This is a genomic window from Arthrobacter sp. SE2, from assembly GCF_058244265.1.
On the sequence record NZ_JBZAYA010000014.1, the window covers coordinates 18985 to 45495 of the forward strand.

Below are 26511 nucleotides of genomic sequence, written 5' to 3' on the forward strand. Positions count from 1 at the left end.
CATAGTCCCGGCGTTTCCGAATCGATGTAAGGAATTGTGTCAGCATGAGGCTCTTGCTTATCCGCCACGGGCAAACCCCGGGAAACGTCTTGGGGCAATTGGACACTGCGTTTCCCGGACCGGGCCTGACTGAACTAGGCGAACGTCAGGCCGCTGCGCTCCCGGAGTCCCTCGCCAACGAGGACATCACGGCCATCTATGCATCCACGCTGGTTCGCACCCAACTGACGGCCGCCCCGCTTGCAAAAGCCCTAGGGCTCGAGGCCACCGTGTTGCACGGCCTGCAGGAGATTGAGGCCGGGGCCTTGGAGAAGCTCACCGACCACGAATCGCACCACCGGTACATGAGCACCGTTTTCGCCTGGACTGACGGTGATCTCGACCTCCGCATGCCGGGCGCGGGTGATGGCCACGAGTTCTTCGCCCGCTACGACGCTGCCATTGCCAAGGTGGCAGCGGCAGGCGACGAAACCGCCGTCGTCGTCAGCCATGGTGCCGCAATCCGCTGCTGGGCAGGTCGCCGAGCCGTGGATGTTGGCCGCGAGTTCGCCGCCACCCACCAACTGCAGAACACCGGCATCGTGGCGCTCGAAGGCGACCCGGAGGTCGGTTGGCGCCTGCTCCACTGGGACCAGAGCCCGGTAGGCGGACTTGCCTTGGCCGACCGGACAGTCGAAGATCCCACCGGTGACGCCGTCGAATGACGGCGGCTTGAGATCAATCCCAATGCACCGGTATTTCTCCGGACGCTTACGCGTAGGAAACACCGCGGTAACCCCTGCTTCTTAGGCTTGATAGGCATAACCCCCTCCGGCGAAAGAGGTTCCGATGCAGACCAATCCGCGGCTCAACATCAGACAGGTCACCTGGGCTAACCCGGTGGGTGCAGACCTCCGCGCGGCGCAGCAGGCGGAACTGGACGCACGTTTCGGCAACTCGGACCACGAGCCCGGACCCGCACCATCGGAAGCGGATACTGCCGTTTTCGTCGTTGCCTACGAAAAGTGCTCCGGCCAGCCCCTGGGTTGCGGAGGGCTAAGGATTCTGGATGCCGAAACTGCGGAAATCAAGCGTCTATACGTCGTCCCCTACGCGAGGGGCTCAGGAGTGGCCAGCTCCATCCTTGCCGCGCTCGAAGCGCAGGCGCATGCCCATGGTTTCAGCATGATCACAGCGGAGGCGGGGTCGGCCCAATCGGACGGCCGCAGCTTCTACGAGAGCGCCGGCTTCGCTGCAGTGCCCAACTTCGGCCCCTACATTGGTGTCAGCCACTCGCAGTGCTACGCCAAGCCGATCGATTCACACAGCGCCTCGCACACGGCGATGGCGTAAGGGCAGGCTGTCCCACCGGCCACGGGCGCCCTCCGGCTCCACCTCCCGCCCCGGATCAATCCAGCCGGATCACTCCAGGCTTCGTCCGCCCTGCCCCAGATGTGCCCGGTTCAGGGCTTCGATTTCTTCATCGCTCAGGTCGTCGAAGCTCTTGGCCTCGTGTTTGTCGCTCCGGGAGAACCGGACGAACATCAGGATGATGAGGGGAAGATCGACGATCTCCGCGAGGAACCACATCAGGTCTCCCGCGAGTTGCTGGTCCCGCAGCGGTGAGGGGAACCAGGCTGGCTGATTGCCCAAGACTGACGTGGCGCCGTCAAGAATTCCAGGGCTGAGCCGCATGAGGACCCCAGGCACCGCATCGGCGAGCAGTTCGATGAATACAAAGATGAACTCGACCACAATGAGCGATGAGGTGCGTCCGGCGCCGTCTTCCATGATCGGTACGGTCATGAGGAGTCCCATGACGGGTACCAGCAAAGTCAGGATGACGTCGGCGGCCGGGTTGGTCCGGAGCACGTAGAAGAACGGCGTCAGGAACAGCGTGAACATGGCGAGCCCCAGCAGTGCCGCCACGAGCGTGTTGCTGAGCATGCGAACGAGCCGGTGCCCTAGGACTGCTTCCACCCTCGCAGCGCCCACGGGCCCAAGGGTCTGCCGCGCAAGGGTTAGCGGCTTGCCCAGGCCAATCAACAGCGGGACCACAAACAGATAGGACGTCACCTTGAGGGTGAATGCCCACCGCAGGTCGTGGCTGTAGGTTCCCGGGAATCCAAAGCTCAGTGCCGCGAAACTGCCCAGGCCAAGGACGAAGAAGGCAAACGAGTTCCACAAGGGCCAGCGGATATCCCGGCGCCTGGCAGCAATCAGCCCCTTTGAATACAGGGCGACCGCGGCAATAAGAATAACCAGGGCGGGCCAGTTCATTGACCAGGCGCCTAACACTGCGCTCAACGGTGGCATGGTCAGTGGTCCACATCGGAAGGCCGGGCGCCCAGCCCGCCGCTACGGTGGGTTTTATCGATCTTCATGGTGTTCCTCCAGCGCGTTCCCCGGTGTGCCGCATGGTGCGCGAATCGGCGTGTCGTGTTGTGCCCTGAACCGGGTGCACCGTATCCATGTTACGGAGTCGCCCCGAGCATGGCACGCCGCAGGAGACGCGGGCGCCCAGCCTCGGCTAATCTCGCATTATGGAAAAGGCTGACATCACGTTCCGGACCCGCAAGTGGATACGTCCGGAGGACCTCAATGCCAACGGCACGCTGTTCGGTGGAAGCCTGCTGAAATGGATCGACGAGGAAGCCGCAATCTACGCAATCCTCCAACTCGGCAACGGCCGCGCCGTCACCAAGTACATCTCGGAGATCAACTTCGTCAGCTCGGCCGTCCAGGGCGATCTGGTGGAGATGGGCCTGACCGCGGTCCGCTTCGGCCGGACCTCGCTGACCATGCGTGCGGAGGTGCGCAACATGATCACCCGCGACAGCATCCTGACCATCGAGGAAATCGTGTTCGTCAACCTCGGGCACGACGGCCGGCCGGAACCGCACGGCTACACGGAAATCACCTATGACCGTGACCGCATCCCCACGCACCACCTGACGCAAGCGCTCCACGAGGACTGAGCGCCCGACGTCGGGCCCGCCCTAAGTGGCGGGCCCGACCAAAAGCTTTTCCCCGGAAACGGGTGCTGGCGGCCGCGAACTTCGCGGCCGCCAGCTTGCTGCGGTCAGCGCCTGTCGAAGGTCAGACCGCCGGGGACCTGGAATGTCGGCATGAGTTCCAGCATGCCCACATTGACGTGGCGCGGGGTTTCGATGGCGTAGTCGAGGGCGTTCACGATATCGTCAGTGGTCAGCGACTCGTAGCCTTCGTAGTACGTCTTCCACGCTTCTTCCATAGCCTCAGGTGTGCCGCCCATGTTCCGGCCGAAGATCTCGGTTTCCACCCGGCCGGGGCAGATCTCGGTCACGCGGATGCGCTTGCCGACCGTGTCATTCCTGAGCTGGCGGGAGATCTGGTGCACGGCCGCCTTCGTGGCGTGGTACACCGTGTGGCCGTAGAAGTTGTAGACGCCTGCGATCGAGCTGATGTTGATGATGTGGCCCAGATCGCGCTCCACCATGCCCGGCAGGACCAGCCGTGTCAGCTGAAGCAGGCCCCGAAGGTTGACGTCGATGAGCTCGTCGATGTCCTGCTCGGACGAGTCCAGGAGGTTGCCGGGCCGGGAAACTCCGGCGCAGTTGACCAGGACGTCGATCTTCAGTTCGCTCACGACGGCGGTCAGCGCCGCTGTGTCGGTCAGGTCAACTACGTGCGGGATGGCGCCCGTACGGTCGGCCAGTTCGCTGAGGCGTTCCTCGTTGCGGGCCACGGCGTGAACGGTCAGGCCTCTCTTGGCCAGTCGCTCCGTGATCGCGGCACCCATACCGGTTGACGCTCCGGTGACGAGGGCGGTGTTGTAGTCGGAAAAAGACATCGGTTCTCCAAAGAGTGGAAATGGAAGGCACGAAGTGTGCCGGAGGTCAGCGGCGCCTAAGCGTCGCGCAGGGGTTCGTGGGCCCGGTCCTTGACCGTGCTCACGGCTGCAAGCGTGCCGAGGGCCGTGATGACTGCGTAGAAGGCGGGCATGTAGATGTTGCCGGTGCTGCTGATGAGCCAGGTCATCAACAACGGGGCCGTTCCGCCGAAGAGCGCGGAGGAGATGTTGTAGCCGAGGCCGTAGGCGGAGTACCGGACACGGGTGGGGAACAGCTCAACGATCAGGATGTGGATGACGGCCGTGTGGCCCGCGAAGACGATGGCCATGATCGAGGCGCCAAGGATGGCCAGGCCCATGTTTCCCGTTGCGATGAGGGCGTAGGACGGGATGCCCAGGATGGTCATGGCGATGGCGGAGCCGGCGATGACCTTCTTGCGGCCGATGCGGTCGGACAGGGCACCCATGAAAGGAATGGCGATGCAGATGACAACCAGGCTGCAGGCGGTGATGAACAGTGCCTCGCCGATGGTGAAGTTGAGCTGCTTGCCCTTGAGGAACGTAGGCATGTAGGAGAACAGGACGTAGTAGCCGGAACCGTTCATGAGCGGGATGAAGAGGGCCAGAACCATGGCCCGGCGGTGCTCAGCGGACTGGAAGGCTTCTTTGAGCGGGTTCTTGGAGAGGCCGCCCTCTTCCTTGAGCTTTGTGAAGTTGGGGGTGTCTGCGATGGCCTTGCGGATGTACCAACCGATGACGCCCATGGGGATGGCGACCAGGAACGGAATGCGCCATGCGAAGGAACCGAAGCCGCCGCCGTCGATCGCGGACTGGGTGAGCCAAGGAGACATTGAGAACGCCACGAGGGTGCCGGTGAGCAGTGCTGCGAACGACGCGATCTGTGCGTAGGAGGTGATGATGCCGCGCTTGCCTTCAGGGGCGTGTTCAGCGAGGAAGGTCATGGCGCCGGCGGCCTCGCCGCCAACCGAGAAGCCCTGCAGGAGCCGCAGGAGGACGAGCAGGATTGGCGCTGCGATGCCGATGGCCGCGTACGTGGGCAGGACCCCGATACCGGCGGTGGCGACGCTGATCAGCAGAATGACGAAGACCAGTAGCTTTTGCCTGCCTATCCGGTCACCCAAGTAGCCACAAACAACTGCGCCAAGGGGCCGGACGAAGAACGAGACTGCGTAGCCGGCGAACACGAACAACAGGGCGTTGTCCGGGTTGCCCGGGGCAAGGAACACCAAGGCAAGCGTTCCGGCCATGAAGGCGAAGATGCCGTTGTCATAGAGTTCCACGAAGATGCCAACGCAGCCTGCGGTGACAACCTTGCGCGTTTGACGGCCCGTGAGCCGTTCATGCTGCACTTGCGCAGCGTTGGTGTTTGCGGTCATGACATTTCCTTCTTGATGTTGAGCGTAGCAACTGCTACTGGTATTGGCGACAGGTCTTTAGCTGCATGCTGCAACTGGTAAGTCCTGCCACTGGGGTCGGCATCCAATGCCAAGGAGTCCGAAGACTGTGTTGACGGATTCGCGGAGGGTTTCAAGTTGCGCCCGCGAGCGCCGATGGGCGGAAGTTGCCTCTGCCACCGTTGATTTCCTGAAGCGGACCTTGTGGCCCGGGCGGGCTTGGGCAAGGACATCCAGGCCGATACTGGTGACGACGGCGAGGACTGGATATCCGGCGGTAACGCCGCGGCCCCGATGCAGTACCAGCAGTTCTTCACGTGAGGGAACTTCGACGGCGCCAACCGGGACCCCGCGTGAAAGCACTTCACCGCTTGAGGTTCTTTCCGGCAGTTCGCCGCCGAGCCTCAAGCCGATGTGGTTGCTCCGGCCACTCACGGCGTATTCCGATGTGAAGAGCAACTCGGCGGAATCGCCAAACTCGGCGACATCCGGACCGTCGGTCACATCGACCATCAATTCCTGCCCCATGTCCGGCCGTTCAAGACCAAGCCGGAAGAGCGGAAGGTCGAAGTACGGTTGGCGAACGGGACCCACGCTGCGGCGGGTGAGGAGTGTGGTTCCTTCCTTGAGCTGCAGGCCGAAGCCCACAACGGTGTCCGGAGCACAACTACCCAGCAGCATCGGCGCCTCCACGGAGCCGTGGATGGCCAGGTAGGCACGGAGACCCCGGTTGATTCCCCGGATGGCTACCGTCTCGCCCGCCCGGACCGAAACCGGTTCCCACTGGCTGCTCGGACGCCCTCCGACGGTGAGTGTCAGGGGTGCCCCCGTGACTGCGATCAGGATGTCGGACTGTGCCTTCATCCTGAAGTCGAGGGCCGTGATCTCCACCAAGGGATCGTTGTCGAGGTTGCCGGCCAGGATATTGGCGGCCCGGGCAGAATACTGGTCCAGGGCGCCGTTGACCGGCAGTCCAAAGCGCGGTCCCCGGAAACGGCCAAGGTCTGTGACCACGGAATTACCCGGTTGCTGGATGAGGATGTGCCCGTTCATGGCCTTGGTTCCAGTTCCTTGCCGACGTAAGAGTCGAATTCGCCGGCTTCGATAGGACGGAACCGGAGAACATCTCCTGGCTTGTAAGGGACCAGTGGTTCACGACGAATGTTCAGGACGGTCAAAGGGGTCTGACCGATGACGCACCAACCACCCGGCGCGGACGCGGGAGCGATGACGGCTTGGCGTCCAGCCACTGCCACTGCCCCTGCCGGGACGCTGAGGCGCGGATCCTTGAGGCGCGGCACGGGCTTGGGGAACGCCGGGCCGTCCATCATGGGCGAGCCGGCAGGAGCACCCAGGCAGCGAACCGTGTAGGTCTTCTCGGTGTGAAGGCGGATGACTTCCTCGGTGGAGATGCCCTGTTGCTCGGCTACCTTCTCCAGGTCGGGACCGTATTCGCCGCCGTAGGCCACCGGGACGTCAAATTCACGCGGTGCTGGTGCGGTGCCGGCTGACCGGCCCATTTCAAGGAGCCCCAGCTTCACGAACGCGCGCACCTGGCGGGCCGACACCAGGACGGGATCGAATTCCACCAGCACGGAATCGTAAGTGGGAACCGCGCCATGAAGGCCCTCGGCGCCACAGCTCTCCAGCCAGTCAGCAAGACGGTGGACCGTGAGCCAGTTGTCCTCGCTTGCTTCAGCGAGGGCGACAACGCGCAATGCGGAGTCTCCGGATTCGTAGATCTCGGTGGGAGCCGTAGTGAGAACGGACATGTCAGGCCGCCTTCCTCTTGGCATCCATGACTTCGGCCAACGGGGCGATACGGACCCCGGCCGAAATGAGCTCCGAGCGAATGAGCCGGGCGAGCTCGACGGCGCCGGGGTTGTCTCCGTGAAGCAGGACAGTGTCAGTCGAGATGTCGATGTCCGTGCCATTCGCGCAGCGGATCTTGCCTTCGCACACCATGCGGACCGTTCGCTCCACAATGACCGAGGGATCGTGCAGTACGGCGTCGGGCTGGCTGCGCGGGACCAGGGTCCCGTCTTCCTGGTAGGCGCGATCGACGATGCCGACAATGGCTACGTCCAGGCCGGCGGAACGTGCCGCCTTGGCCAACTCGCCCTCCTGAGCGACCACGATGAGTTCGTCGTCCATGCGGGCGGCGGCCTCAGCCACGGCCGCAGCGTAATCCGCACGCACTGCCACGAGATTTCCCAGCCGGCCGTGCGGAGCAATGTGGGTCACCTTGGTGCCGTGGAAGGCTGCGAAGCCGTTCAGGGCCCCCAGCTGGTAAAGGACATCGGCGCGCACCTCGTTGGCAGTGAGGCCCATGTCCCGGCGGCCGAAACCACGCAGGTCCGGGAAGCTCGGATGAGCTCCGATACCCACCCCGCGGCGAACGCATTCGGCGACGGTGGCGTCCATGATGTCGGGATCGCCCGCGTGGAACCCGCAAGCGATATTGGCGCTTGAAACGATCTCCAGAAGATCGGTGTCGCTGCCTATGGTGTAGGCACCGAATCCCTCTCCAAGATCCGCTACAAGATCAATTGTCGGGTTCACGTGGTTCTCTTTCCGTGGTTCTGCATTGGGGCCCGGTAATTCCATACGAACGGCAGGAATATCCGGTAAACTCAGTCGCCTTTTCGATTGAAAGTGTTTAGCTAAAATTCTTCAATCCGGCGAACTGTCGATAATTCTTTGGTGATAGAAGTCTCGCACCCGAGAAGTTCGGGCACAAAGACCTATTCGCTATCACGGGATAGCTCCCGGTTATGACCTAGGGCACACATGCTGCTGGCAGGGACCGCATGGCGCCGGACCGCCGTCGTCGTCCTCCTTGTTGAAGGTCGACGACGGCGGGTCGCCAAATGCGTCTATATTTGGGTATCGGGACAATTGGTTGATGGGGAGTCAACGAACTGTCGGTAAATAGTTGGGAAACGCCACCATGGGGATGTGGATCTCAAATTAGTCGCTGAGAGACAGGTCACACAAAGACGGATTGTGTGTCCCTACATAGAATTTCCTTATGGCATCCAGGCCCCAATGAGGACCTGGAGGAAGGCAGACCCATGGATACGCGGAAGCTCTCGTATTTTGTAAAGATCGTCGATTCGGGGAGCATCACCAAGGCCGCCGCAGCGCTCCACGTCGCCCAACCCGCCCTCAGCCAGCAGGTGTCGGCGCTGGAAAGCGATTTGAAGCAGCGCCTGCTGATCCGCAGTAAGCAGGGAGTCGAGCCAACCGCTGCGGGACACACCCTCTATCGCCACGCCCAGACCATCCTGCGGCTCGTGGAACAAGCCCGGCTGGACGTAGCGGCATCCGGGGCCGCACCGTCGGGCAGGGTGTCCATCGCCATCGCACCGTACAGCATGGCTTCGAGCCTGACGCCGCAGATCATCCGCGAGGTCGGCAGGCGATACCCGGACATTGTGGTGCACCTGACGGAGATCTTCGGCGGCGTGCTGAGCGAGGCAATCAAGAACGGCCGCCTGGACATGGCCCTGATCTACGAGCCAGGGAAGATCCGCGGAGTGCAGTTCACCACCATGATTGTGGAAGACCTGCACTTGGTGACCCATGAGGACGTCGATGTGGCCCAGGGTCGAACAACGGTCACCCTCGAAGAAGCCAGCAGCCTTGGGCTATTCCTCCCCGAAAAAAACCACACCCTGCGCCAGATCATCGAGAAGGGACTGGCTGACCACGGGTTGCCCCTGCGCCTTGTAGGCGAAGTGGAATCGGTTCCGTCACTCGTTCGACTCATCCGCGCAAACCTCGGGGCCACGGTGCTGCCTAAATCGGCCGCTGATGCGCTCTTCCCTGATGAGAACTTCAAGGTATTGCGGATCGTCGAACCGGCCCTGCAGAGCAAGATTGCCCTGTGCACCCCCGACCACGAACCGCTGTCCGAGGCCGCCTCCGCAGTGCTCATCCTGGTCAAGGAGATGCTCCAGCAACAATTGATCAGCAAGTACGCGGCCGATCCAGCCGAAGCGTGATCCATCCATAACATTGCCTTATCCGGACAGACATCTTTGGTCTTATTCACCGGCGTTTTTATTTCCTATTATCGAATTAGCAAGTAATTCGAAAGCGGCTCGCGGATTCCGTGAACCCAATCAAAGGAACAGCGGTGAAAAAGATCAGCCAGACCCGGTGGGCTTCGAATCCAACCCTCGGAGCGATCAGTGCACGGACCGGATTCCACTGCCCAAGGAACGGTTTCTGGCGTCCAGTAGGCGGGTTCGGCGAACCCCTCTTCGTCTTCGAAGGAAGCCTCATGCCGGCCCACGCTGGACACAGCATCGAGTGGTACCTGGTCGACGCACGGCCAGGACACCCTGGACTGGACTGACTTGAGGTTTCCTCAAACCCAGTCCACCACTCAAGGCGCCTTGCCCCTGGCAAGGCGCCTTCTTCGTGCCCGGAAACGGGCGCGCAAAAAGCTCTCAGGGCGCGCAAAAGGCCGGCCACCGCATTCGGTGACCGGCCCCAGCGAGACAATCAGTCTTCGACCAGGAGTCCCTTGGCCTTCAGCTTCTCCGTCAGCCCGCACAGCTCGATGGTGGTGCCTCCTGCGTGGTAGGCCTTGATGAGCTCGCGTTCGGCGTCGTCCCGGGCCTGGGAGAGCGCGATGACCTCTTCAGCTTCTTCACGGCGGACCACCACGACGCCGTCAGCGTCACCGCGGAGGATGTCGCCGGGGTAGATGATCTCATCGCCGAAGACGAGTGGGTGGTTGATCGGCCCAAGGGTTTCTTTGACCGTGCCCTTGATGCAGACGCTGCCCGAGAAAACCGGGAGGCCCAGTTCGATGAGGTCCTGGGTGTCCCGCACACCGGAATCCGTCACCATGGCCGCAATGCCCTTGGCTTTCATGGCGTTGCCCAAGACGTCGCCGAAGGTTCCGGCGTCGGAGAATTCCTGCGCGCCGACCAAGACGACATCGCCGGCTTGGGCGTAGTGGATGGCGACCTGCAGCATGAGGTTGTCCTGCGGGGCACAAGCCACGGTCACGGCCGGCCCACAGAAGGACATGGAGCGGTCGATCGGCTTGATCTTGGAACTCAAGGCGCCGCGGCGGCCCTGGGCTTCGTGGATGGTCGCGGAGGAGAACGCCGCGAGGCGGCTGACGACGTCGGCGTCCGGCCTCTGGAACTTAGTCTTGACGTGGATCATTTTCTGAATCTTTCTCTTGGCTGGCTGCTGGAGTGCCTGTGGGGCTTAGTTGAGGGCGCTGACTGCCTTGCGGATCGAGTCCACGCCGGCGTTGATGGTCTCCAGCGATGTGGCGAAGGAGATCCGGAAGTACGGGCCAAGGCCATAGGCCGAGCCCTGGATGACGGCAACCGCGGCCGCGTTGAGGAGGTACAGCGTGAAGTCCTGGTCATTTTCGATCACGGTGCCGTCAGGAGCGGTCTTGCCGATGACGCCGCTGCAGTTCACGTAGGCGTAGAAGGCGCCCTCGGCCGGGGCCACCGAAAGTCCGTCAATCGCGTTGAGGCCCTCGACGGCGACGTCCCGGCGCTTGCGGTACACCTCCACACTGTCCCGGACGAACGACTGATCGCCGTTCAGGGCGGCCGCCGCAGCTGCCTGGCTGACCGACGACGGGCATGAGGACGTCTGCGACTGCAGCTTGTTCATCGCCGCGATCAAAGGCGCCGGGCCCACGCCGTAACCAAGGCGCCAACCGGTCATCGCGTAGGCCTTGGAGACGCCGTTGACCAGCAGGATGCGGCTGCGCAGGGAAGGAACCGCCGTGACGAGGCTGGTTACCCGGCCGTCGCCGAAGTGGATTTCGTCGTAGATCTCGTCGGTGAGGATGTAGACATGCCGGAATTCCTCAAGGACGGCACCCAGGGCCTGCAGTTCTTCGCGTGAGTACACGGCTCCCGTCGGGTTGGACGGAGCGTTGAGGATGAGCCATTTGGTCTTGGGCGTGATGGCTTCGCGGAGGGCGGCCGGTGTGAGCTTGAAGCCGGTGTCTTCTCCGCAAGCGACTATCACGGGCGTGCCGTCGTTGGCGAGGACCATGTCCGGGTAGGACACCCAGTAAGGTGCGGGGACGATGACCTCGTCGCCTTCGTTGAGCGAAGCCATGAGTGCTACGTAGAGGACTTGCTTGGCACCGCCGCCTATGGTCAGCTGGTTCGCTTCGTAGTGCACGCCGGTGTGGCTTTCAATCCGGCGGAGGATAGCGGTCTGCAGCTCCGGCGTTCCAGTCACCGAGGTGTATTTGGTCTGGCCGGCGTTGATCGCTTCGATCGCGGCCGCCTTGATGTGGTCAGGGGTGTCGAAGTCCGGCTCGCCGACGGTCAGGTCGATGATCGGAATGCCTTCGGCTCGTAGTTCACGGACGCGGGCGGCGGCCGCAACGCTCGCTGAGGACTTGATGCGTGTGACCCTCGACGCCGGCAGGTACTCGGACATTTGTCTTCTCCAGAATCGTGAAACTCAGGATTCGGGTGTCGAATCCCCAATTTCGAGACTAGGCACTGCCGGGCGCCGTGGATAAGACCTAATGTGCGTGGATCAATAAGAGGCCCTTATGACCACCTGATCCATATAGGGATTCTGTGGTCATTTAGGGACGTTTCAACCCCATATGGGAATCTTCCATGCACTTCGCTTATGGGTTCACGCGGTATTGGTATTTCCGCGGCGGAGCGTCCAGGGCCTAGATTCTTCAGATCAGAGAAGCCATGATCCATCAGAGCCGGGTCGGAAAGGGAGCACATGCAAGCTCAATCTTGGTCCACTCCCCGCCGCTCGACGACAGGCAGGTACACGTACCGCTCCAAGGCGCCAATGGTGGGTGAGGAGCGCGCACCGGCCACCGGTGAACACGACAAGCTCATCCATTCGCTCACGGCCCATAAGCAACTCTTATCTCAAGCAACAAGCGCCATCCGGACATTGACCGCTGCCCGCAACGAGATGATCGCCCAGGCCCTTGAAGACGGGCTCACCTTGGCCACAATTTCCGCGCTGACCGGGGAAAATATTCGGGCCGTCCGAACCATCGGTTTGGCTTATGACGACCTTCACCCGAGTGAGCTTCCGCGAGGCGCACATGTGGATGGCCTGAGGGCGAAAAGCGAGCAACTCAAAGCAGCCGAAAGGCACCGCGACCAGATCGTTAATCAGCGGGAAGCGTTGATTGTCACTGCGCTCCGCACCCAAGCTTGCGATGACCTTGAACTTGCCTCGCTGACCGGCCTCACACCCGACCATATCCGCAGGTCAACACGGGGCATCGCGCGCTCCGCCTAGCTTCCGCGGGCGAGAGCGTAGACGGCGCCTCACTCTTTCCTTGCCGGCGGCGTCCTGCAGCTAAACAGTTCCTGTGTTCCTGTTTTCCTGGCGATGAGCACTGTCAATGCGCGGGCTGACGTTGAAATCGGCTCAAAATGTTGGATCGATCGCGCACCAACGCTCCAGATGCGCTTCACACTCAGCACCCGGTCGTGCTCATCCGTGGCAACCAACGGCGGACTTCCCTGCCCTGCCATGGGCCTGCGTTTCCAGCACAGACTGACTACCGTCGCGTGCTCCCAGAATTCCACGGCAGTCACGAAGAATTCGCGCCCCTCATCATCCAGGAACAGCCCGGACTGCGGGACGTAAACAGCCCGAAGGTCGTACTCCACGGGGCCTGAACGCCTTGCAACCGGCGGTTGGGCAATGGCTTCAGTTTGTTGAGGATTGAGATCTGGTTGCGGGACCACGGCATGCTCCATTGAAATTGCGGACGACCCCCCTCGACCGCCCCCAAGCGGCCTCGGGATATCCAATGTAGCTCCGTCCAAGGACCTCCGGAAGAGTACCGACTACCTACCTAGTTCAGTAGCTCGACGGCGTGTCACCTGTCCCGCCAAAGGGCGCTCCGCCGTCGGGGGCTGTTGGGATGAACTTGTCCGCGAGGGCTTCCGTGCCGCGCGCCAGCAGCGCGACATCGGCGCCGACCAGCACGAACGACGCCCCGGCGTCCATGTACGCACGCGCCGTGGCTTCATTGAAGGCGTTGACGCCGCCGGGCTTGCCCGCTGTCTTCGCCGCGGTGAGGCAGTGTTCGACGGCGGCGCGCACCTTCGGGTGTTCCTGCTCGCCGAGCAAGCCCATGGACGCCGCGAGGTCGGAGGGCCCGAGGAAGATGGCGTCGACGCCGTCGACCGCCAGGATCTCTTCCACGGCGGCGACGGCGGCCTCGGTTTCGATCTGGACCGTGACGCTGATGGTCTCGGCGGCCCGGGCGAGGTAGCCCGGGATGCGGTTCCAGCGCGAGGCGCGGGCCAGGGCCGAGCCGACGCCGCGCACGCCATGCGGCGGGTATCGCACGGCTGAGACGGCGGCCTTGGCTTCCGCGGCGGAGTTGACCATGGGGATGAGCAGGTCCTGCACTCCCAGATCCAGGTATTGCTTCAAGAGCACAGTGTCATTGGCAGGCGGACGGACCACGGCTTGAACGGGGTAGCCGCGGACGGCCTGGAGCTGGGCGAGGATGGATTCGAGGCCGTTGGGGCTGTGTTCGGCGTCGATCAGGAGCCAGTCCAGACCCGCCCCGGCGCACAGTTCGGCAATGAGCGGGCTGCCGGAACACACCCACATCCCGGCGAGTGGCCGGCCGGCAGGGCCGGTTTGGTTCCGCAGGGCTTCGCGGAACGTGCGGTCTGGTTCTACTCGAATCGGCATGTGACAACTCCCAAGGGTCCGTAGTCGGCGTGGACGGTATCGCCCTTGTACACCCAGAGCGGGCGGGTGAAGGAGCCGGCGAGGATGATCTCCCCGGCCTTCAGCCCGTCCCCGTGCGGGGCGATCTTGTTAACGAGCCAGTGCACGCCGTTGGCCGGGTGGTCCAGCACGCCCGCGGCGACGCCGGTCTCCTCCACGATCTGGTTCTTGTACAGGATCGCCGAGACCCAGCGGAGGTCCACCGCGTCCGGGCGGACCGGGCGCCCGCCCACCACCATGGCACCCATCGCGGCATTGTCCGAGATGGTGTCCACGATGGTCCGGCCCTCCATCTCGATCCTGGAATCCAGGATCTCAAGGGCCGGAACCACGTAGTCCGTGGCGTTCAGGACGTCGAAGATCGTACAGCCCGGCCCGGCGAGGTCCTTCTTGAGCACGAACGCCAGCTCGACCTCCACCCGGGGGTGGGTGTACTGGTCCCACGGCACGGAGCACCCGGTTTCCAGGACCATGTCATCGAAAATCGCGCCATAGTCCGGTTCGGTGATGCCCGTGGCAGCCTGCATGGCCTTGGACGTCAGCCCGATCTTGCGACCCACCAGCTTCCGGCCCGCGTCCTCGTTGCGGCGGCGCCACAATTGCTGGACGGCGTAGGAATCCTCCACCGTCATCTCCGGGTAGCGGGCAGTCAGGCGTGGAACCGGGGTCCGGGACCGGCCTGCTTCCAGTAGTTCGTCCGCAATGGTTTCTATCGTCTTCGGGTCAAGCATCTCCACACTCCGTTCGGCCATCCTGCGGTCAGCATACGTTGAGGGCTGCGGGCCTAGAGCTGCGAGCCGACCTTGAAACCCATCTTTTCGCCGGCGGGGCCGCCGTCGGGCTGGCGTGTGTAGGAGAAGCCGTCGGCGCCCACGGTGACCGCCATTTCGCTCTTTTCCTCGCGGATGATGACCGGCTGCGGGTTGCCGTCCAGGTCCAGGACGAGGGAGGCCTCGGTGTACCAGGAGGGGACCACAGGGTTGCCCCACCAGTCGCGGCGCTGGTTGTCGTGGACGTCCCAGGTGACGGTGGGGTTGTCCGGGTCCCCGGTGTAGTAGTCCTGGGTGTAGATCTCGATGCGGTGCCCGTCCGGGTCCAGGATGTAGAGGTAGAAGGCGTTGGAGACGCCGTGCCGGCCGGGGCCGCGTTCGATCCGGTCACTGATGCGCAGTGCGCCCATCTTGTCGCAGATCTGGATGATGTTGTGCTTCTCGTGGGTGGAGAAGGCGATGTGGTGCAGGCGGGGACCGTTGCCGCCGGTCAGGGCGGTGTCGTGCACGGTCTGCTTGCGGTGCATCCACGCGGCGTACGTGACGCCGTCGGAATCCTTGATGTCTTCGGAGACCCGGAAGCCGAGGTCCTCGAGGTAGGCCCGGCCCCGGGGAACATCGGGAGTGACCTGGTTGAAGTGGTCCAGGCGGACCAGTTCGCCGGCCGAGTAGAGGTCGTAGCGCTGGGTGAGGCGTTCGACGTGTTCGACGTCGTAGAAGAACTCGTAGGGGAAGCCCAGCGGGTCCTCGACGCGGACGGAGTCGCCGACACCCTTGGTGAAGCCGTCCTTGCGGCGCTCCACCCGGCAGCCGAGCTCACGGTAGTATGCCTCCGCGGCGTCGACCTCGGCCGGGGACTTCACCCGGTACGCGAACGCGGCGGCTGCGGCGACCGGTCCCTTGCGCAGGACCAGGTTGTGGTGGATGAACTCCTCGAACGAGCGGAGGTAGATCGTGTCCTCGTCTTCCTCGGTGATGTGCAGGCCGAGCAGGTCCACGTAGAACTCGCGGGATTTGGCGAGGTCCGTGACCACGAGTTCGAGGTAGGCGCAGCGGACGATATCCGGAGCCGGGACGGTGGGGGTGGCGACGAAGTTGGTCATGGGGTTCTCTCTTCTTTGAAAGGGGTCTTTTAGTGCTCGGTACCCAACTGACTCGCAGTAAGTGTCGTTTTGGAGCCTCAAAACGACAACAAGTGCGAGCTAGTTGGGCTACCCGGGCCTAGGCGCCGAATTTAGGGGTATGGACCGCGCCGAGGGTGATGTGCACGGCCTGCTGGTCGGTGTAGAAATCGATGGAGCGGTAGCCGCCTTCGTGTCCGAGGCCGGAGGCCTTGACGCCGCCGAACGGGGTGCGCAGGTCCCGGACGTTGTGGCTGTTCAGCCAGACCATGCCGGCTTCGACGTTCTGGGCGAAGTTGTGGGCGCGGGTCAGGTTCTGGGTCCAGATGTAGGCCGCCAGGCCGTATTTGGTGTTGTTCGCCAGGGCGAGGGCTTCGTCGTCGTTCTCGAAGGGGGTGATCGCGACGACGGGTCCGAAGATCTCCTCCTGGAAGATCCGTGCGTCGGGGGCGACGTCGGCGAACACGGTCGGGGCGATGTAGTTGCCTTCCGGGAGGTGTTCCGGGCGTCCGCCCCCGGCGAGGAGGCGGCCCTCGGTTTTGCCGATCTCCACATAGGAGGCGACCTTAGCGTAGTGCTCAGGGTGGACGAGGGCGCCGACCTGGGTCTTGGGGTCGTGCGGGTCCCCGACGACGATATTCTTCGCGCGGGCGGCGTACTTTTCGCAGAACTCGTCGTAGATGGCGCGTTCGACGAGGATGCGGGAGCTGGCGGTGCAGCGTTCCCCGTTGAGGGAGAAGACCCCGAACAGGGCCGAATCGATCGCGGCGTCCAGGTCGGCGTCGGCGAACACGACGCACGGGGACTTGCCGCCCAGCTCCATGGACAGGCCCTTGAGGTTGGCCGCGGCGTTGCGGAAGATCGTCTGGCCCGTGGTGGTCTCACCCGTGAAGGAGATCAGCGGCACGTCCGGGTGCTTGACGAGGGCGTCGCCGGCTTCCTCGCCGAGGCCGTTGACCAGGTTGAACACGCCGTCGGGCAGGCCCGCGTCCTTGAAGATGGTCGCCCAGAGGGAGGCCGAGAGGGGGGTGAACTCGGCAGGCTTGAGGACCACGGTGTTGCCGGTGGCCAGGGCCGGGGCGAGCTTCCAGGACTCGAGCATGAACGGGGTGTTCCACGGCGTGATCAGGCCCGCGACGCCGATCGGCTTGCGGTTCACGTAGTTGATCTGTGAGCCCGGGACTTTCATGGCGTCGTCGAACTGGGCCACGATCAGGTCCGCGAAGAAACGGAAGTTCTCCGCCGCGCGCAGCGCCTGGCCCTTGGCCTGGGTGATCGGCAGACCGGTGTCGAAGGTCTCCAGCTCGGCGAGACGGTCTTCCTGGGCTTCGACGGCGTCGGCGATCCTGTTCAGCACGCGGGCACGTTCGCGCGGCTTCATCTTCGGCCACGGGCCATTCACGAAAGCTTCGCGGGCCGCGGCGACAGCGAGGTCGATGTCTTCCTTCTGCCCGGCCGCGGCAGCGGCGTAGTTGCCGTTGGATACCGGGTCCAGGACGTCGAAGGTCTTCCCGCTGACCGAGTCAACGAACTTGCCGTTGATGAAGTGCTGGATGTGGCTGGGAAGGTCCTTCGGGACGTAATGGGTGGTGGTTTCTGGTGCAGTGAACGTCATTGATTTCTCCTTTGCTATCGCAACGCGGGGTCATTTACGGCCTATGTTGAACCGCTTAATGGGCGCTAAGTGACCCCGCGTTGCTTTGTGCGAGGTACGCGTCGAGGGTGGCGCTGCGGTGCCGGCGGGCGGCTTGTTCGATGGTGTCGGCGTCGGCGTTGCTTTCGATGAGCTGAAGCAGCGCCTCGTGCTCTTTCACGGATTCCTGAGCGCGGCCGGGGACGAAGCGGAACGTCGACGCCCTGATCGAGGCGAGCCGGTTCCAGCCCCGGTGGACGAGGTCAAGGATGTGCGGATTGGGACAGTGTTCGAAGAGCACGCTGTGGAAATCCTGGTTCAACGCCGTGAAGCGGACCGGGTCGAAATGCTCCAGGCAGTCGCGCATCTCGGCGTTGACCGCACGGGCCCGGGCAATGTCTACTGCCCCGATCAGCGGTGCGGACAACGCCGTCGCGGCTCCTTCGATGATGCTCAAAGTCTGCATCGTGTACAGGTACTCGGTCGGATCGATCCCGGAGACCGTGGCGCCGACGTTGCGCTCGAACTTTACGAGCCCCTCGGCCTCCAGTCGGCGGATCGCCTCCCGGACAGGAACCACGCTCACACCCAGGTCCTCGGCGATCTTGGCCAGCACCAGCCGGTAACCCGGCGAGTAGGTGCCCTCAACGATCCTCGCCTTGACGGCCGCATAGGCCTGCTCGGACTTGCTCCCCACGGCGGTTTCAGTCACCTTGGGTTCCTTCCCATTCCTGGTAGCGGGCACGCCACTGCGCGTTCATCGGGTATAAACCGTCCACGCTGTTGCCCTGCTTGACCATCTCGAAGATGAAGGCCTCTTCCTTCTCCTGCTCGATGCACTCATCCACGAGCTCCCCCGCGATCGCCGGCGGGATCACCAGGATCCCGTCCGAGTCGGCCACGATGATGTCCCCCGGCTGGACCGTGGCCCCGCCGCAGGCGATGGTGATGTCCGTGTCCCACGGGATGTGGCGTCGGCCCAGCACGGCGGGGTGCGGGTTGGCGAAGTAGGTCGGCATGTCCAGTCCCGCCACCGCAGAGTAGTCGCGGACACCGCCGTCGGTGATGATGGCCGCGGCGCCGCGCATCTGGGCACGCAGCGCGAGGATGTCCCCGACGGTCCCGGTGCCTTTTTCGCCCCGGGCTTCCATGACCAGGATTTCGCCTTCGTTGACGGAGTCGATGGCCCGTTTCTGGGCGTTGAAGCCGCCGCCGTGGGTCGTGAAAAGGTCCTCGCGGTTGGGAACATAACGCAGGGTCCGGGCGAGCCCGACGACCCGCTTATCCGGGCGCGTGGATGTCAGTCCGTCGATACTCACGTTGTTCAGTCCGCGCTTGCGCAACTGGCTGGACAGGGTGGCCGTGGCGACACTTTCGAGCTTCTTCTTCAGCTCGGGGGTCAGTACAGGCACGACGGCGAGGCCGGCGGCTTCGCGGGAACCGTAGGCCTCCTCCCGCTGGGTGTCATCGGCCTTGGGCCGGGCACCGAAGTCCGCGAACGCCGTCGTACCTTCCGTCACCGTGGTGGTGAGACGACCCGAGCTGAAATCACCGGCGGTGACTTCAACCTCGACGACGTCGCCGGGCTGGGCGACGGAGGCGCCGGCCGGGGTGCCGGTCAGGATGATGTCGCCGGGTTCGAGGGTGAGGAGCTGGGAGAGGTCGGCGACGAGGCGCGCGAAGGGAAACAGCAAGTCCTCGGTGGTGTCGTCCTGGACGAGTTCGCCGTTGTGCCAGGTGCGGACGCGAAGCCCGGAGGGGTCGACGTCGGCGGCCGGGATGAGCGCGGGACCCACCGGGGTGAAGCCGTCGCCGCCCTTGGACCGGAGGTTCGAGCCCTTGTCCGCGTACCGGAGGTCATAGACGCCCAGGTCGTTGCTGGCCGTGACCCACTCAACGTGGTCCCAGGCGTCCTCGAGGCGTACGCGGCGGGCAGGCCTGCCGATGACCAGCGCGATCTCGCCCTCGTACCCGAGGAGTTCACAGCCAGCCGGTCGTTCTACTGTTGAGCCGCTGAGAGCAAGGGACGACGACGGCTTCAGGAAGTATGACGGCTGCTCCGGCGTACGGCCGCGCTGGGCCGCCCGGCCGGGGTAGTTGATATGCACCGCGATGACCTTGCGGGCCGCGGCCAGGGTGTGGTCGGTGACCTGTTCCAAGTTTCACTCCTCATCGAGTACGAAATCGTATACGATAACTATGACCCGGGAGCTTCGGGGCGTCAACCCCCCGCTTTCGAAACAAGCTCCGGATCCAGGCAGGCCCCTGCATCCTTGTAACCCCCGCCACGCCTGCCGTACAGTATGAATCCAATTCTGGGTTCAAATAAAGAATTCATAGTTCTATAATTGAACAACCCACACGATGAAGTGAGGAAAGCTCATGCAGTTCCACCACCACGGTTATGTGTCCGGCGACCCGCGGGTCCAAGCGGCCGCCGGCGTCGGCATCGACAGGCCCACTGATCTTCCCGACGAGGTCGACGTGCTCATCGTGGGCAGCGGACCCGCCGGCATGCTCGCCGCCGCGCAATTGTCCCAGTTCCCGGGCGTCACAACCCGTATCGTGGAGCGCCGCCCCGGGAGGCTCGCGATCGGTCAGGCCGACGGGATCCAGGCCCGGAGCGTGGAGACCTTCCAGGCCTTCGGTTTCGCCGAGCGGATCATTGCCGAGGCGTACCGGATCACCGAGATGGCGTTCTGGAAGCCGGACCCCGCGGATCCCTCGCGCATCATCCGGACCGCCCGCGCCCTCGACGATCCGACAGGAGACATCAGCGAATTCCCGCACCTCATCGTCAACCAGGCGCGCGTGCTCGACTACTTCGCCGAATTCATGGCGAACTCCCCTACCCGCATGACTCCCGACTACGGATACGAGTTCCGCGGCCTCGAGGTCAGCAGTGAGGGCGACTACCCCGTCACGGTTACCCTTCTCCACACCGCCGGACCCAACGAAGGCCAGGAGCGCATTGTCCGGGCCAAGTACGTCGTGGGGGCGGACGGCGCCCGGAGCAAGGTGCGGGAGTCGATCGGTTGCACCCTCGCCGGCGACCAGGCCAACCACGCCTGGGGCGTCATGGACGTCCTTGCCGTCACGGATTTCCCCGATATCCGCACGAAATGCGCCATCCAGTCCGGCACGGGCGGCAGCATCCTGCTGATTCCGCGCGAAGGCGGCCACCTCTTCCGTATGTACGTCGACCTCGGCGAGGTGGACCGGAATGACAACCGCTCCGTGCGCAGCACCACGATCGAGCAGATCATCGCCAAAGCCAACGACATCCTCCACCCCTACACTCTCGATGTGCGCAACGTCGCCTGGCACAGCGTCTACGAAGTCGCCCACCGCCTCACAGACAGGTTCGACGACGTCCTGCCGGACGAGCGCGGCACCCGCACGCCACGCGTTTTCATTACGGGCGATGCCTGCCACACCCACAGCGCGAAGGCCGGCCAGGGCATGAACGTCTCAATGCAGGACGGGTTCAACCTGGCCTGGAAGCTCGGGCACGTGCTCGAAGGCCGCAGCCCGGAGAGCCTCCTGTCCACGTACTCGGCCGAGCGCCAAGTCGTTGCGAAGAACCTCATCGACTTCGACAAAGAGTGGTCCACGCTCATGGCGAAGAAGCCCGAGGACTTTGAGGATCCCACTGAGCTGGAGAACTTCTATGTGAGCACGGCAGAGTTCCCTGCCGGTTTCATGACCCATTACGCCCCCTCGCCGCTCATCGCCGAGCCCACGCACCAAGGCCTGGCCACGGGATTCACCATCGGCAAGCGCTTCAAGTCCGCGCCGGTAGTGCGCGTCTGCGACACCAACCCGGTGCAACTCGGTCACCAGGCCAAGGCGGACGGACGCTGGCGCATCTACGTCTTCGCGGACGCAAGCGAAGCTGCCGGAGCTCCCTCGCCGGTCGTCGACTTTGCCGAGTGGATCGCGAACTCGCCGGACTCGCCGCTGGCCGCAACGCCGTCGGGCGCTGACCGTGACGCATGGTTCGACGTGAAGGTGATCTACCAGCAGGAACACACGAGCGTCGACATCGGGGCGGTGCCGGAGGCGTTCAAGCCGCAGGTGGGACCGTTCAAGCTGACGTACCTTGAGAACGTCTACGGCAACGATCCTTCGGCCGACATCTTCGAGCTGCGCGGCCTGGACCGAGGCGGCGTCGTGGTGGTGGTGCGCCCGGACCAGTACGTGGCGAACGTTTTGCCCTTGACCGCGACGGCGGAACTCGCCGCGTTCTTCGCGCCCCTCCTTCGATCGGGACGGACCGCGGCAGTGTGAGTTGTTGGCGCGTTCCGGCGTGCGGGACCAACGCAAGGGTTCATTCTGTCGGTGGCCCGTCGTAGGGTACCGGCATGGACATCATCATGGTTCCCGGATTCTGGTTGGACGCTTCTTCATGGTCGGAGGTCACGCCGCCGCTCGTTGCTGCAGGGCATACGGTCCACCCGCTTACGCTGCCTGGGCTGGAAGCTGTTGACGCCCCGAGGTCAGGCATCGGCCTCAGGGATCACATCGAAGCAGTAGTGGCGGCGGTCGACGCCGTTGGCAATCCCGTAGTACTGGTCGGCCACTCGGGCGGAGGTGCCATCATCCACGGAGCCGTCGACGCCCGCCCGGACCGCGTGGTCCGGGCGGTCTACGTAGATAGCGGCCCGCTCGGCGAGGGCGGCGTCATCAACGACGAACTGCCAGTCGAGGGCGATGCCGTGCCCTTGCCACCATGGGAGCTTTTCGAAGATGAGGATCTCGTGGACCTCAACGAGGAGCTGCGGGCCGCCTTCCGCGCACGCGCCATCCCGGAACCAAAGAACGTCACCACAGATAAGCAGCGCTTGCACGATGTTCGCCGTTACGACGTCCCCGCCACCATCATCGCGTGCGAGTTCCCCTCCAGCCTGCTCGGCGAATGGATCGAATCCGGCCACCCCTTCGTGGCCGAGCTCGCGCGCATCAACGACGTCGAATTCATGGATCTGCCCACCGGACACTGGCCCCAGTTCACCAAGCCGATCGAGCTCGGGAAAGCAATTCTTGCGGCGGTTGAGCGGAGGGGTTAGGGCTGTCGATCTAGCGCCTAAGTCCAATACTGTTGAGGGGTGGGGGACGAACAATTCAGGACGAGAAACGGTTGGGTGGCGGTGCCCAACGCCAACATTTATTGGGAGGCCACCGGGGAGCCTGCTGGCATTCCGGTGCTTTACCTTCACGGGGGCCCGGGCGGGTCGCTCGGACGGGGTGGCTATCGTAAGCGACACGACCCGAGTCGATTCCTGATTATTGGCCTGGACCAACGCGGTTGCGGGAAGAGCACTCCCATCGTTCAGGACGACTTGGACCACCTCTCCGAGAATACAACTCGTGCCTTGATCCAAGATATCGAGGCCGTAAGGCAGCATCTAGGCATAGAAGAGTGGATCGTCACGGGCGTATCTTGGGGCAGTACTCTTGCCCTTGCCTATGCGCTGGAGCATCCCACCCGGGTCCTCGGTATCGCACTGGTCGCAGTGACAACAAGCAGCCGTGAAGAGATCCAGTGGATCACAGAAGACGTCGGGCGCATTTTTCCTGAAGCGTGGGCCGATTTTGCAGAGGCGGCCAACGCGGAACCGGGAGAACGCGTGATCGAGGCTTATGCTCGCCGGCTGGCCGGCCACGATCGCGAAGATGCCCGACGTGCAGCCCTGTCTTGGGATCGGTGGGAATCCACGCACGTCTCGCTGGACCCCAACTGGCTTCCTGGCCCGCTGTTTGAAGACGAGCAAGAGCGCATGACGTTCGCACTCCTCGTGACGCACTACTGGGCCAACGACGGATTCCTTGTCGAAGGACAAGAGCTCATCCCTCGAATTCACGAACTCAACGGCATTCCCGCGTACCTCATTCATGGCAGACGGGACGTCAGCGGCCCTGTCGTCACCGCTTGGCGTCTGCACCAGGGCTGGAATTCAAGCCGACTCATTGTGATCGAGGACGAAGGGCACGGAGGTCCGTCATCCATTGCTGCTTTGACACAAGCGGTCGAGGACATCGCTGCTTTGCTTTGAGGTGCTCTCGTTCCTGTTCGACCCCGGCGGCGGTGACTGTGCCGGTGCCGGTGCCGGTGCCGGTGCCGGTGCCGGTGCCGGTGCCGGTGCCGGTGCCCGGATCCTACGGCCAGGATTTGCTTGCTGAGCACGGAATCCTCCGTAGAGAGCGACCTTGCCTGCCTTAGCTGGCCGAGCTGCTCGTTGACGGCTTGCGGTAGCTGTCCACCGTGACCTCCAGCGCTTCGACCCAGGGTGTTGCCATGACACCCAGCATCCTCTGCGTCTCCGTGGAGTCGACCACGAATGGCATCGTGAATTGGTAGCTTGGGGCTGAGATCTCGCGCATCATGGGAACGACTGCGCCGAGAGCGCTGAGAAACCATTGCGGGATCGAGGCGACCCGGCCATTCACGCCCCACCGCTCATTTACCTGCCGCACGATTTCCGTGCGCGGGACGGACGCACTCGGCACATGCCAGGCACGCCCCCAATCGCCCGTGTGGTCTGCAGCAGCGATCAGCGTCGCGGCGATATCGGGAAGGAAGCTCCAACTGTGCTCGAGTGCCGGGTCCCCAACGACGCGCGCCGTCTTCGAGGCCAAGAGCGGTTCGAAAAAACCACCGCCGAGGTGTGTCGACATCCCCGCTGCGCCAGGACCGAAGTAGTCGCTGGCCCGAACCTCCACGGCCCGGATTTCACCGCGTTCGTGTGCGGCGAGCACTTTCTCCCAACCCGCCTTGCGTACCAGGCCCTTTTTCTCGGTGGTGGCGAGCTGTGAGTGCTCGGTCATCGGGCCGCCCGGCGAGCCGTACGCATAGAGGTTGCCCATGAGCACAAGCGCGGCCCCGGAGTCACGGGCCGCAGTGATCACGGCGTCGAAGATCGGAGGCCAGTCGGCCACCCAGTTGGTGTAAGGCGGGTTTGTGCAAACGAAGATCGTGGCGGCTCCGCGCGCAGCCTTTGTCACCTCGGCCGGGTTGCTGGCGTCCAGCTTCACTGGACTCGCGCCAGAAACCGTAGTGCCACTACGCGTGCCGAGGGTTATCTGATCGCCACGGGCGGAGAGCTGCCTCGCGAGCGTCCCGCCTACGAGTCCCGCGCCGAGGATGAGATGGTGTGCCACGATGGTTTCTCCTTAACTCTTCGGCGATGCTTTGCTGGTGGGGTCGCGCCTAAGCACGACGCAGCTCGTCACCCTTGACAAGATCCGAGGGTGGAATGAATGATACGAGCCTCACCAGCTTTGTCCCTAACGGTGGTCAGTAGCTGAATTGGTGTCCAACAATGTCGAAAGAGCGCATTGACAGTAATAGTGTGGGCGTGTTTTTCAGTCGGGTTGCTTGGGTTGCTCCTGAACTGGATGAGTGTGATCGGAACGCTGATCGTGCCACGTCCGCTGCACAGCAACCTTTCACGGGTGACCCATTTGGTCACTGCGAAAATCTTCTTTTTCATCACAAAACCCGTCACCTCGTACGAAGTACGTGATCGGATCCTTGCCTGGCAGTCTCCGATGGCGCTCTTCGTCCGGCTCCTGGTTTGGGTGATCCTGTTCGACTTGTCGTTCAGCCTCCTGCTCCTCCCCTTCGTCGACGGCGACTTCTGGCAAGCCTCAAGCGAAGCCGGCTCGGCAATGTTCACCCTCGGCTACGCTGCCCCATCGAATGTCGGCAACACGGTGTTGGTTTACGTCGCCGCGTATACCGGATTGATCGTCATCGCTTTGCAGATCGGCTATTTGCCGACGCTTTATGCAGCCTTTAACAGGCGCGAGGCGGAGGTGACGCTCCTGGTATCGAGGGCGGGCTCACCGTCTTGGGGGCCGGAGCTTCTGGTGCGCACGCGGTTTGGTATGGCCGCCCAAACCAGCACCAGCGAACTCAGCGAGCTCTATCGTACGTGGGAGCGGTGGGCCGCAGATGTGGCCGAATCACACAGCACCTACCTCACGTTGGTATGGTTCCGTTCACCTTCACCGCAATCGAACTGGCTTAACTCCCTCCTCAGCGTCATGGACGCGGCCGCGTTGCAGCTTTCCCTGAGTCCGGGGTCTGCCCCAAGCACCCGCGCGCGGCTGGTCCTCCGGATGGGGTTCACCTGCCTGAATCAGGTGGCGCGGGCTATTCGTATCCCGGTCGAGGAAGACCCCGATCCCGATTCCGAACTCGACGTGAAATTCGAAGACTTTCAAGCCGCCGTGGAGCTCATGCGGACTGTCGACTACCCGGTTGAGGTGACGGCGGAACAAGCCTGGCCCCATTTCAGGGGATGGCGCGTCAACTACGAAAAAGTCGCATACGCCCTTGCCTACGCGATCGACGCCCCGCCATCAATGTGGAGTGGCCCACGACGCTTCGCGTCCGAACCGATCATGCCGCACCGGCCGAAGAACCGCACTTCCAAGGACGTCAAGCCAGACGACCCGCAAATGATTGCCCAGAGGAAGACACGGTGACAGCAAGGTGCAAGGATGGCACAACAAATGACCGTTGAACTGCCTCGAAGAGGAGAAGCATCATGCCCATGATCGACGTGTTCGCCACGACAGGGACCTTTGCCGACAAGCATCAGCTCGCCGTTGATCTTGCATCGACCGTGATGCGGGTCGAGCAGGTGCCGGATATCCCGATGTTCCGCAAGAACACGGCGGCATTCATCCACGAACTCCCGGCGGGGGATCTGTCGAATGTCGACGGCGACAGCAACTACGTGCGCGTCCAGGTGCTCACGAACGCGGGCGCCTTGGACCGCGACAAACAGCTGGCCTTGGTCGAACAGCTCACCGCGCTCGTCGCGACGGCGGCTGCGGACCCGACACTGCCCGATCGAACCTGGGTCCTGCTCACGGAAGCGCCCGACGGCGGCTGGGGCCTCAACGGGCACGCCAACACGAATGAGGAGCTCATCGCAGCCGCGCGCGCACAGATTGCCTCCCTCCAAGGGCAAACCCCGCAGCCATGACTTCCGGAACAGCAACTGGG

At 63.4% G+C, this 26511-nt stretch carries 27 protein-coding genes; 11 read left to right on the forward strand and 16 right to left on the reverse strand.

Features of this window, described 5'->3' with window-relative positions:
- Positions 1-44: 44 nt before the first annotated feature.
- Positions 45-704: a histidine phosphatase family protein gene (locus tag AC4CS3_RS17800; RefSeq protein ID WP_490784542.1), complete on the forward strand. Its 660-nt coding sequence runs from the start codon at positions 45-47 to the stop codon at positions 702-704.
- Between the two features lie 124 nt (positions 705-828).
- On the forward strand, positions 829-1332 hold the full coding sequence (locus AC4CS3_RS17805) for a GNAT family N-acetyltransferase (RefSeq protein ID WP_234751783.1): 504 nt from the start codon (positions 829-831) through the stop codon (positions 1330-1332).
- Between the two features lie 69 nt (positions 1333-1401).
- Here AC4CS3_RS17805 and AC4CS3_RS17810 read toward each other — a convergent pair whose 3' ends face one another.
- On the reverse strand, positions 1402-2259 hold the full coding sequence (locus AC4CS3_RS17810; RefSeq protein ID WP_490784543.1) for a cytochrome c oxidase assembly protein: 858 nt from the start codon (positions 2257-2259) through the stop codon (positions 1402-1404).
- 263 nt (positions 2260-2522) lie between these two features.
- Here AC4CS3_RS17810 and AC4CS3_RS17815 point away from each other — a divergent pair, with 263 nt between their 5' ends.
- Entirely contained in the window at positions 2523-2957 is a 435-nt protein-coding gene (locus AC4CS3_RS17815; RefSeq protein ID WP_084784486.1) for an acyl-CoA thioesterase, read from the forward strand.
- 104 nt (positions 2958-3061) lie between these two features.
- Here the strand turns inward: AC4CS3_RS17815 and AC4CS3_RS17820 are convergent, their stop codons facing one another.
- Genes AC4CS3_RS17820 through AC4CS3_RS17840 form a run of 5 tightly spaced genes read right to left on the reverse strand, consistent with a single transcriptional unit; the run spans position 3062 to position 7788 of the window.
- A complete protein-coding gene (locus tag AC4CS3_RS17820) occupies positions 3062-3811 on the reverse strand; it encodes an SDR family oxidoreductase (RefSeq protein ID WP_441414121.1) in 750 nt (249 codons plus the stop codon).
- A gap of 56 nt (positions 3812-3867) precedes the next feature.
- Positions 3868-5208, reverse strand: coding sequence for an MFS transporter (locus AC4CS3_RS17825; protein ID WP_345448102.1), 1341 nt, complete (start codon positions 5206-5208; stop codon positions 3868-3870).
- Positions 5209-5265: 57 nt separating this feature from the next.
- Complete coding sequence (locus tag AC4CS3_RS17830; protein WP_490784544.1) at positions 5266-6279, reverse strand: 5-oxoprolinase subunit C family protein; 1014 nt, start codon at positions 6277-6279, stop codon at positions 5266-5268.
- Positions 6276-6998: a 5-oxoprolinase subunit B family protein gene (locus tag AC4CS3_RS17835; protein WP_490784545.1), complete on the reverse strand. Its 723-nt coding sequence runs from the start codon at positions 6996-6998 to the stop codon at positions 6276-6278. The genes AC4CS3_RS17830 and AC4CS3_RS17835 overlap by 4 nt, the downstream gene beginning before the upstream one ends.
- A 1-nt stretch (position 6999) precedes the next feature.
- Complete coding sequence (locus AC4CS3_RS17840; protein WP_490784546.1) at positions 7000-7788, reverse strand: LamB/YcsF family protein; 789 nt, start codon at positions 7786-7788, stop codon at positions 7000-7002.
- Between the two features lie 512 nt (positions 7789-8300).
- Here AC4CS3_RS17840 and AC4CS3_RS17845 point away from each other — a divergent pair.
- On the forward strand, positions 8301-9233 hold the full coding sequence (locus AC4CS3_RS17845; RefSeq protein ID WP_236813598.1) for a LysR substrate-binding domain-containing protein: 933 nt from the start codon (positions 8301-8303) through the stop codon (positions 9231-9233).
- A 134-nt stretch (positions 9234-9367) separates the two neighbouring features.
- On the forward strand, positions 9368-9589 hold the full coding sequence (locus tag AC4CS3_RS17850) for a hypothetical protein (RefSeq protein WP_490784547.1): 222 nt from the start codon (positions 9368-9370) through the stop codon (positions 9587-9589).
- A gap of 149 nt (positions 9590-9738) precedes the next feature.
- Here AC4CS3_RS17850 and AC4CS3_RS17855 read toward each other — a convergent pair whose 3' ends face one another.
- The gene (locus tag AC4CS3_RS17855; protein WP_059388748.1) at positions 9739-10413 is read right to left on the reverse strand and encodes a 4-carboxy-4-hydroxy-2-oxoadipate aldolase/oxaloacetate decarboxylase; all 675 of its coding nucleotides are present in this window, start codon (positions 10411-10413) and stop codon (positions 9739-9741) included.
- 45 nt (positions 10414-10458) lie between these two features.
- Positions 10459-11667 carry an aspartate transaminase gene (locus tag AC4CS3_RS17860; protein ID WP_490784548.1) on the reverse strand — a complete coding sequence of 403 codons (1209 nt, stop codon included), beginning with the start codon at positions 11665-11667 and terminating at the stop codon, positions 10459-10461.
- Positions 11668-11973: 306 nt separating this feature from the next.
- Between AC4CS3_RS17860 and AC4CS3_RS17865 the strand changes: the two genes are divergently transcribed.
- Positions 11974-12510 (forward strand): hypothetical protein, encoded by a 537-nt coding sequence (locus AC4CS3_RS17865; protein WP_490784549.1) that lies wholly within the window; start codon positions 11974-11976, stop codon positions 12508-12510.
- 29 nt (positions 12511-12539) lie between these two features.
- On the opposite strand, the gene AC4CS3_RS17870 is transcribed toward AC4CS3_RS17865, so the two are convergent.
- From AC4CS3_RS17870 to AC4CS3_RS17900, 7 genes are all read right to left on the reverse strand, one after another.
- Entirely contained in the window at positions 12540-12887 is a 348-nt protein-coding gene (locus tag AC4CS3_RS17870; RefSeq protein ID WP_490784550.1) for a hypothetical protein, read from the reverse strand.
- A 193-nt stretch (positions 12888-13080) separates the two neighbouring features.
- Complete coding sequence (locus AC4CS3_RS17875; RefSeq protein ID WP_490784551.1) at positions 13081-13929, reverse strand: HpcH/HpaI aldolase family protein; 849 nt, start codon at positions 13927-13929, stop codon at positions 13081-13083.
- Positions 13914-14699 (reverse strand): 2-oxo-hept-4-ene-1,7-dioate hydratase, encoded by a 786-nt coding sequence (gene hpaH / locus AC4CS3_RS17880; RefSeq protein ID WP_490784552.1) that lies wholly within the window; start codon positions 14697-14699, stop codon positions 13914-13916. The genes AC4CS3_RS17875 and hpaH overlap by 16 nt, the downstream gene beginning before the upstream one ends.
- Positions 14700-14752: 53 nt before the next feature.
- Positions 14753-15841 carry a 3,4-dihydroxyphenylacetate 2,3-dioxygenase gene (gene hpaD / locus AC4CS3_RS17885; protein ID WP_490784553.1) on the reverse strand — a complete coding sequence of 363 codons (1089 nt, stop codon included), beginning with the start codon at positions 15839-15841 and terminating at the stop codon, positions 14753-14755.
- Between the two features lie 118 nt (positions 15842-15959).
- Positions 15960-17474: a 5-carboxymethyl-2-hydroxymuconate semialdehyde dehydrogenase gene (gene hpaE / locus AC4CS3_RS17890; RefSeq protein WP_490784554.1), complete on the reverse strand. Its 1515-nt coding sequence runs from the start codon at positions 17472-17474 to the stop codon at positions 15960-15962.
- 55 nt (positions 17475-17529) lie between these two features.
- Complete coding sequence (locus tag AC4CS3_RS17895; protein WP_490784555.1) at positions 17530-18204, reverse strand: GntR family transcriptional regulator; 675 nt, start codon at positions 18202-18204, stop codon at positions 17530-17532.
- Positions 18197-19651, reverse strand: coding sequence for a fumarylacetoacetate hydrolase family protein (locus tag AC4CS3_RS17900; protein WP_490784556.1), 1455 nt, complete (start codon positions 19649-19651; stop codon positions 18197-18199). The genes AC4CS3_RS17895 and AC4CS3_RS17900 overlap by 8 nt, the downstream gene beginning before the upstream one ends.
- A 223-nt stretch (positions 19652-19874) precedes the next feature.
- Here AC4CS3_RS17900 and AC4CS3_RS17905 point away from each other — a divergent pair, with 223 nt between their 5' ends.
- From AC4CS3_RS17905 to AC4CS3_RS17915, 3 genes are all read left to right on the forward strand, one after another.
- Positions 19875-21782 (forward strand): FAD-binding monooxygenase, encoded by a 1908-nt coding sequence (locus AC4CS3_RS17905; protein ID WP_490784557.1) that lies wholly within the window; start codon positions 19875-19877, stop codon positions 21780-21782.
- Between the two features lie 74 nt (positions 21783-21856).
- Positions 21857-22561, forward strand: a complete 705-nt coding sequence (locus AC4CS3_RS17910; RefSeq protein ID WP_490784558.1) for an alpha/beta fold hydrolase — start codon at positions 21857-21859, stop codon at positions 22559-22561.
- Positions 22562-22696: 135 nt separating this feature from the next.
- The gene (locus AC4CS3_RS17915) at positions 22697-23548 is read left to right on the forward strand and encodes an alpha/beta fold hydrolase (protein WP_490784593.1); all 852 of its coding nucleotides are present in this window, start codon (positions 22697-22699) and stop codon (positions 23546-23548) included.
- A gap of 163 nt (positions 23549-23711) precedes the next feature.
- On the opposite strand, the gene AC4CS3_RS17920 is transcribed toward AC4CS3_RS17915, so the two are convergent.
- Positions 23712-24653: an NAD-dependent epimerase/dehydratase family protein gene (locus tag AC4CS3_RS17920; RefSeq protein WP_490784559.1), complete on the reverse strand. Its 942-nt coding sequence runs from the start codon at positions 24651-24653 to the stop codon at positions 23712-23714.
- Positions 24654-24890: 237 nt separating this feature from the next.
- On the opposite strand from AC4CS3_RS17920, the gene AC4CS3_RS17925 reads away from it, so the two are divergent.
- Complete coding sequence (locus AC4CS3_RS17925; protein WP_490784560.1) at positions 24891-25985, forward strand: hypothetical protein; 1095 nt, start codon at positions 24891-24893, stop codon at positions 25983-25985.
- Positions 25986-26047: 62 nt separating this feature from the next.
- On the forward strand, positions 26048-26491 hold the full coding sequence (locus tag AC4CS3_RS17930; RefSeq protein WP_490784561.1) for a hypothetical protein: 444 nt from the start codon (positions 26048-26050) through the stop codon (positions 26489-26491).
- The last annotated feature ends 20 nt before the right edge of the window (positions 26492-26511 follow it).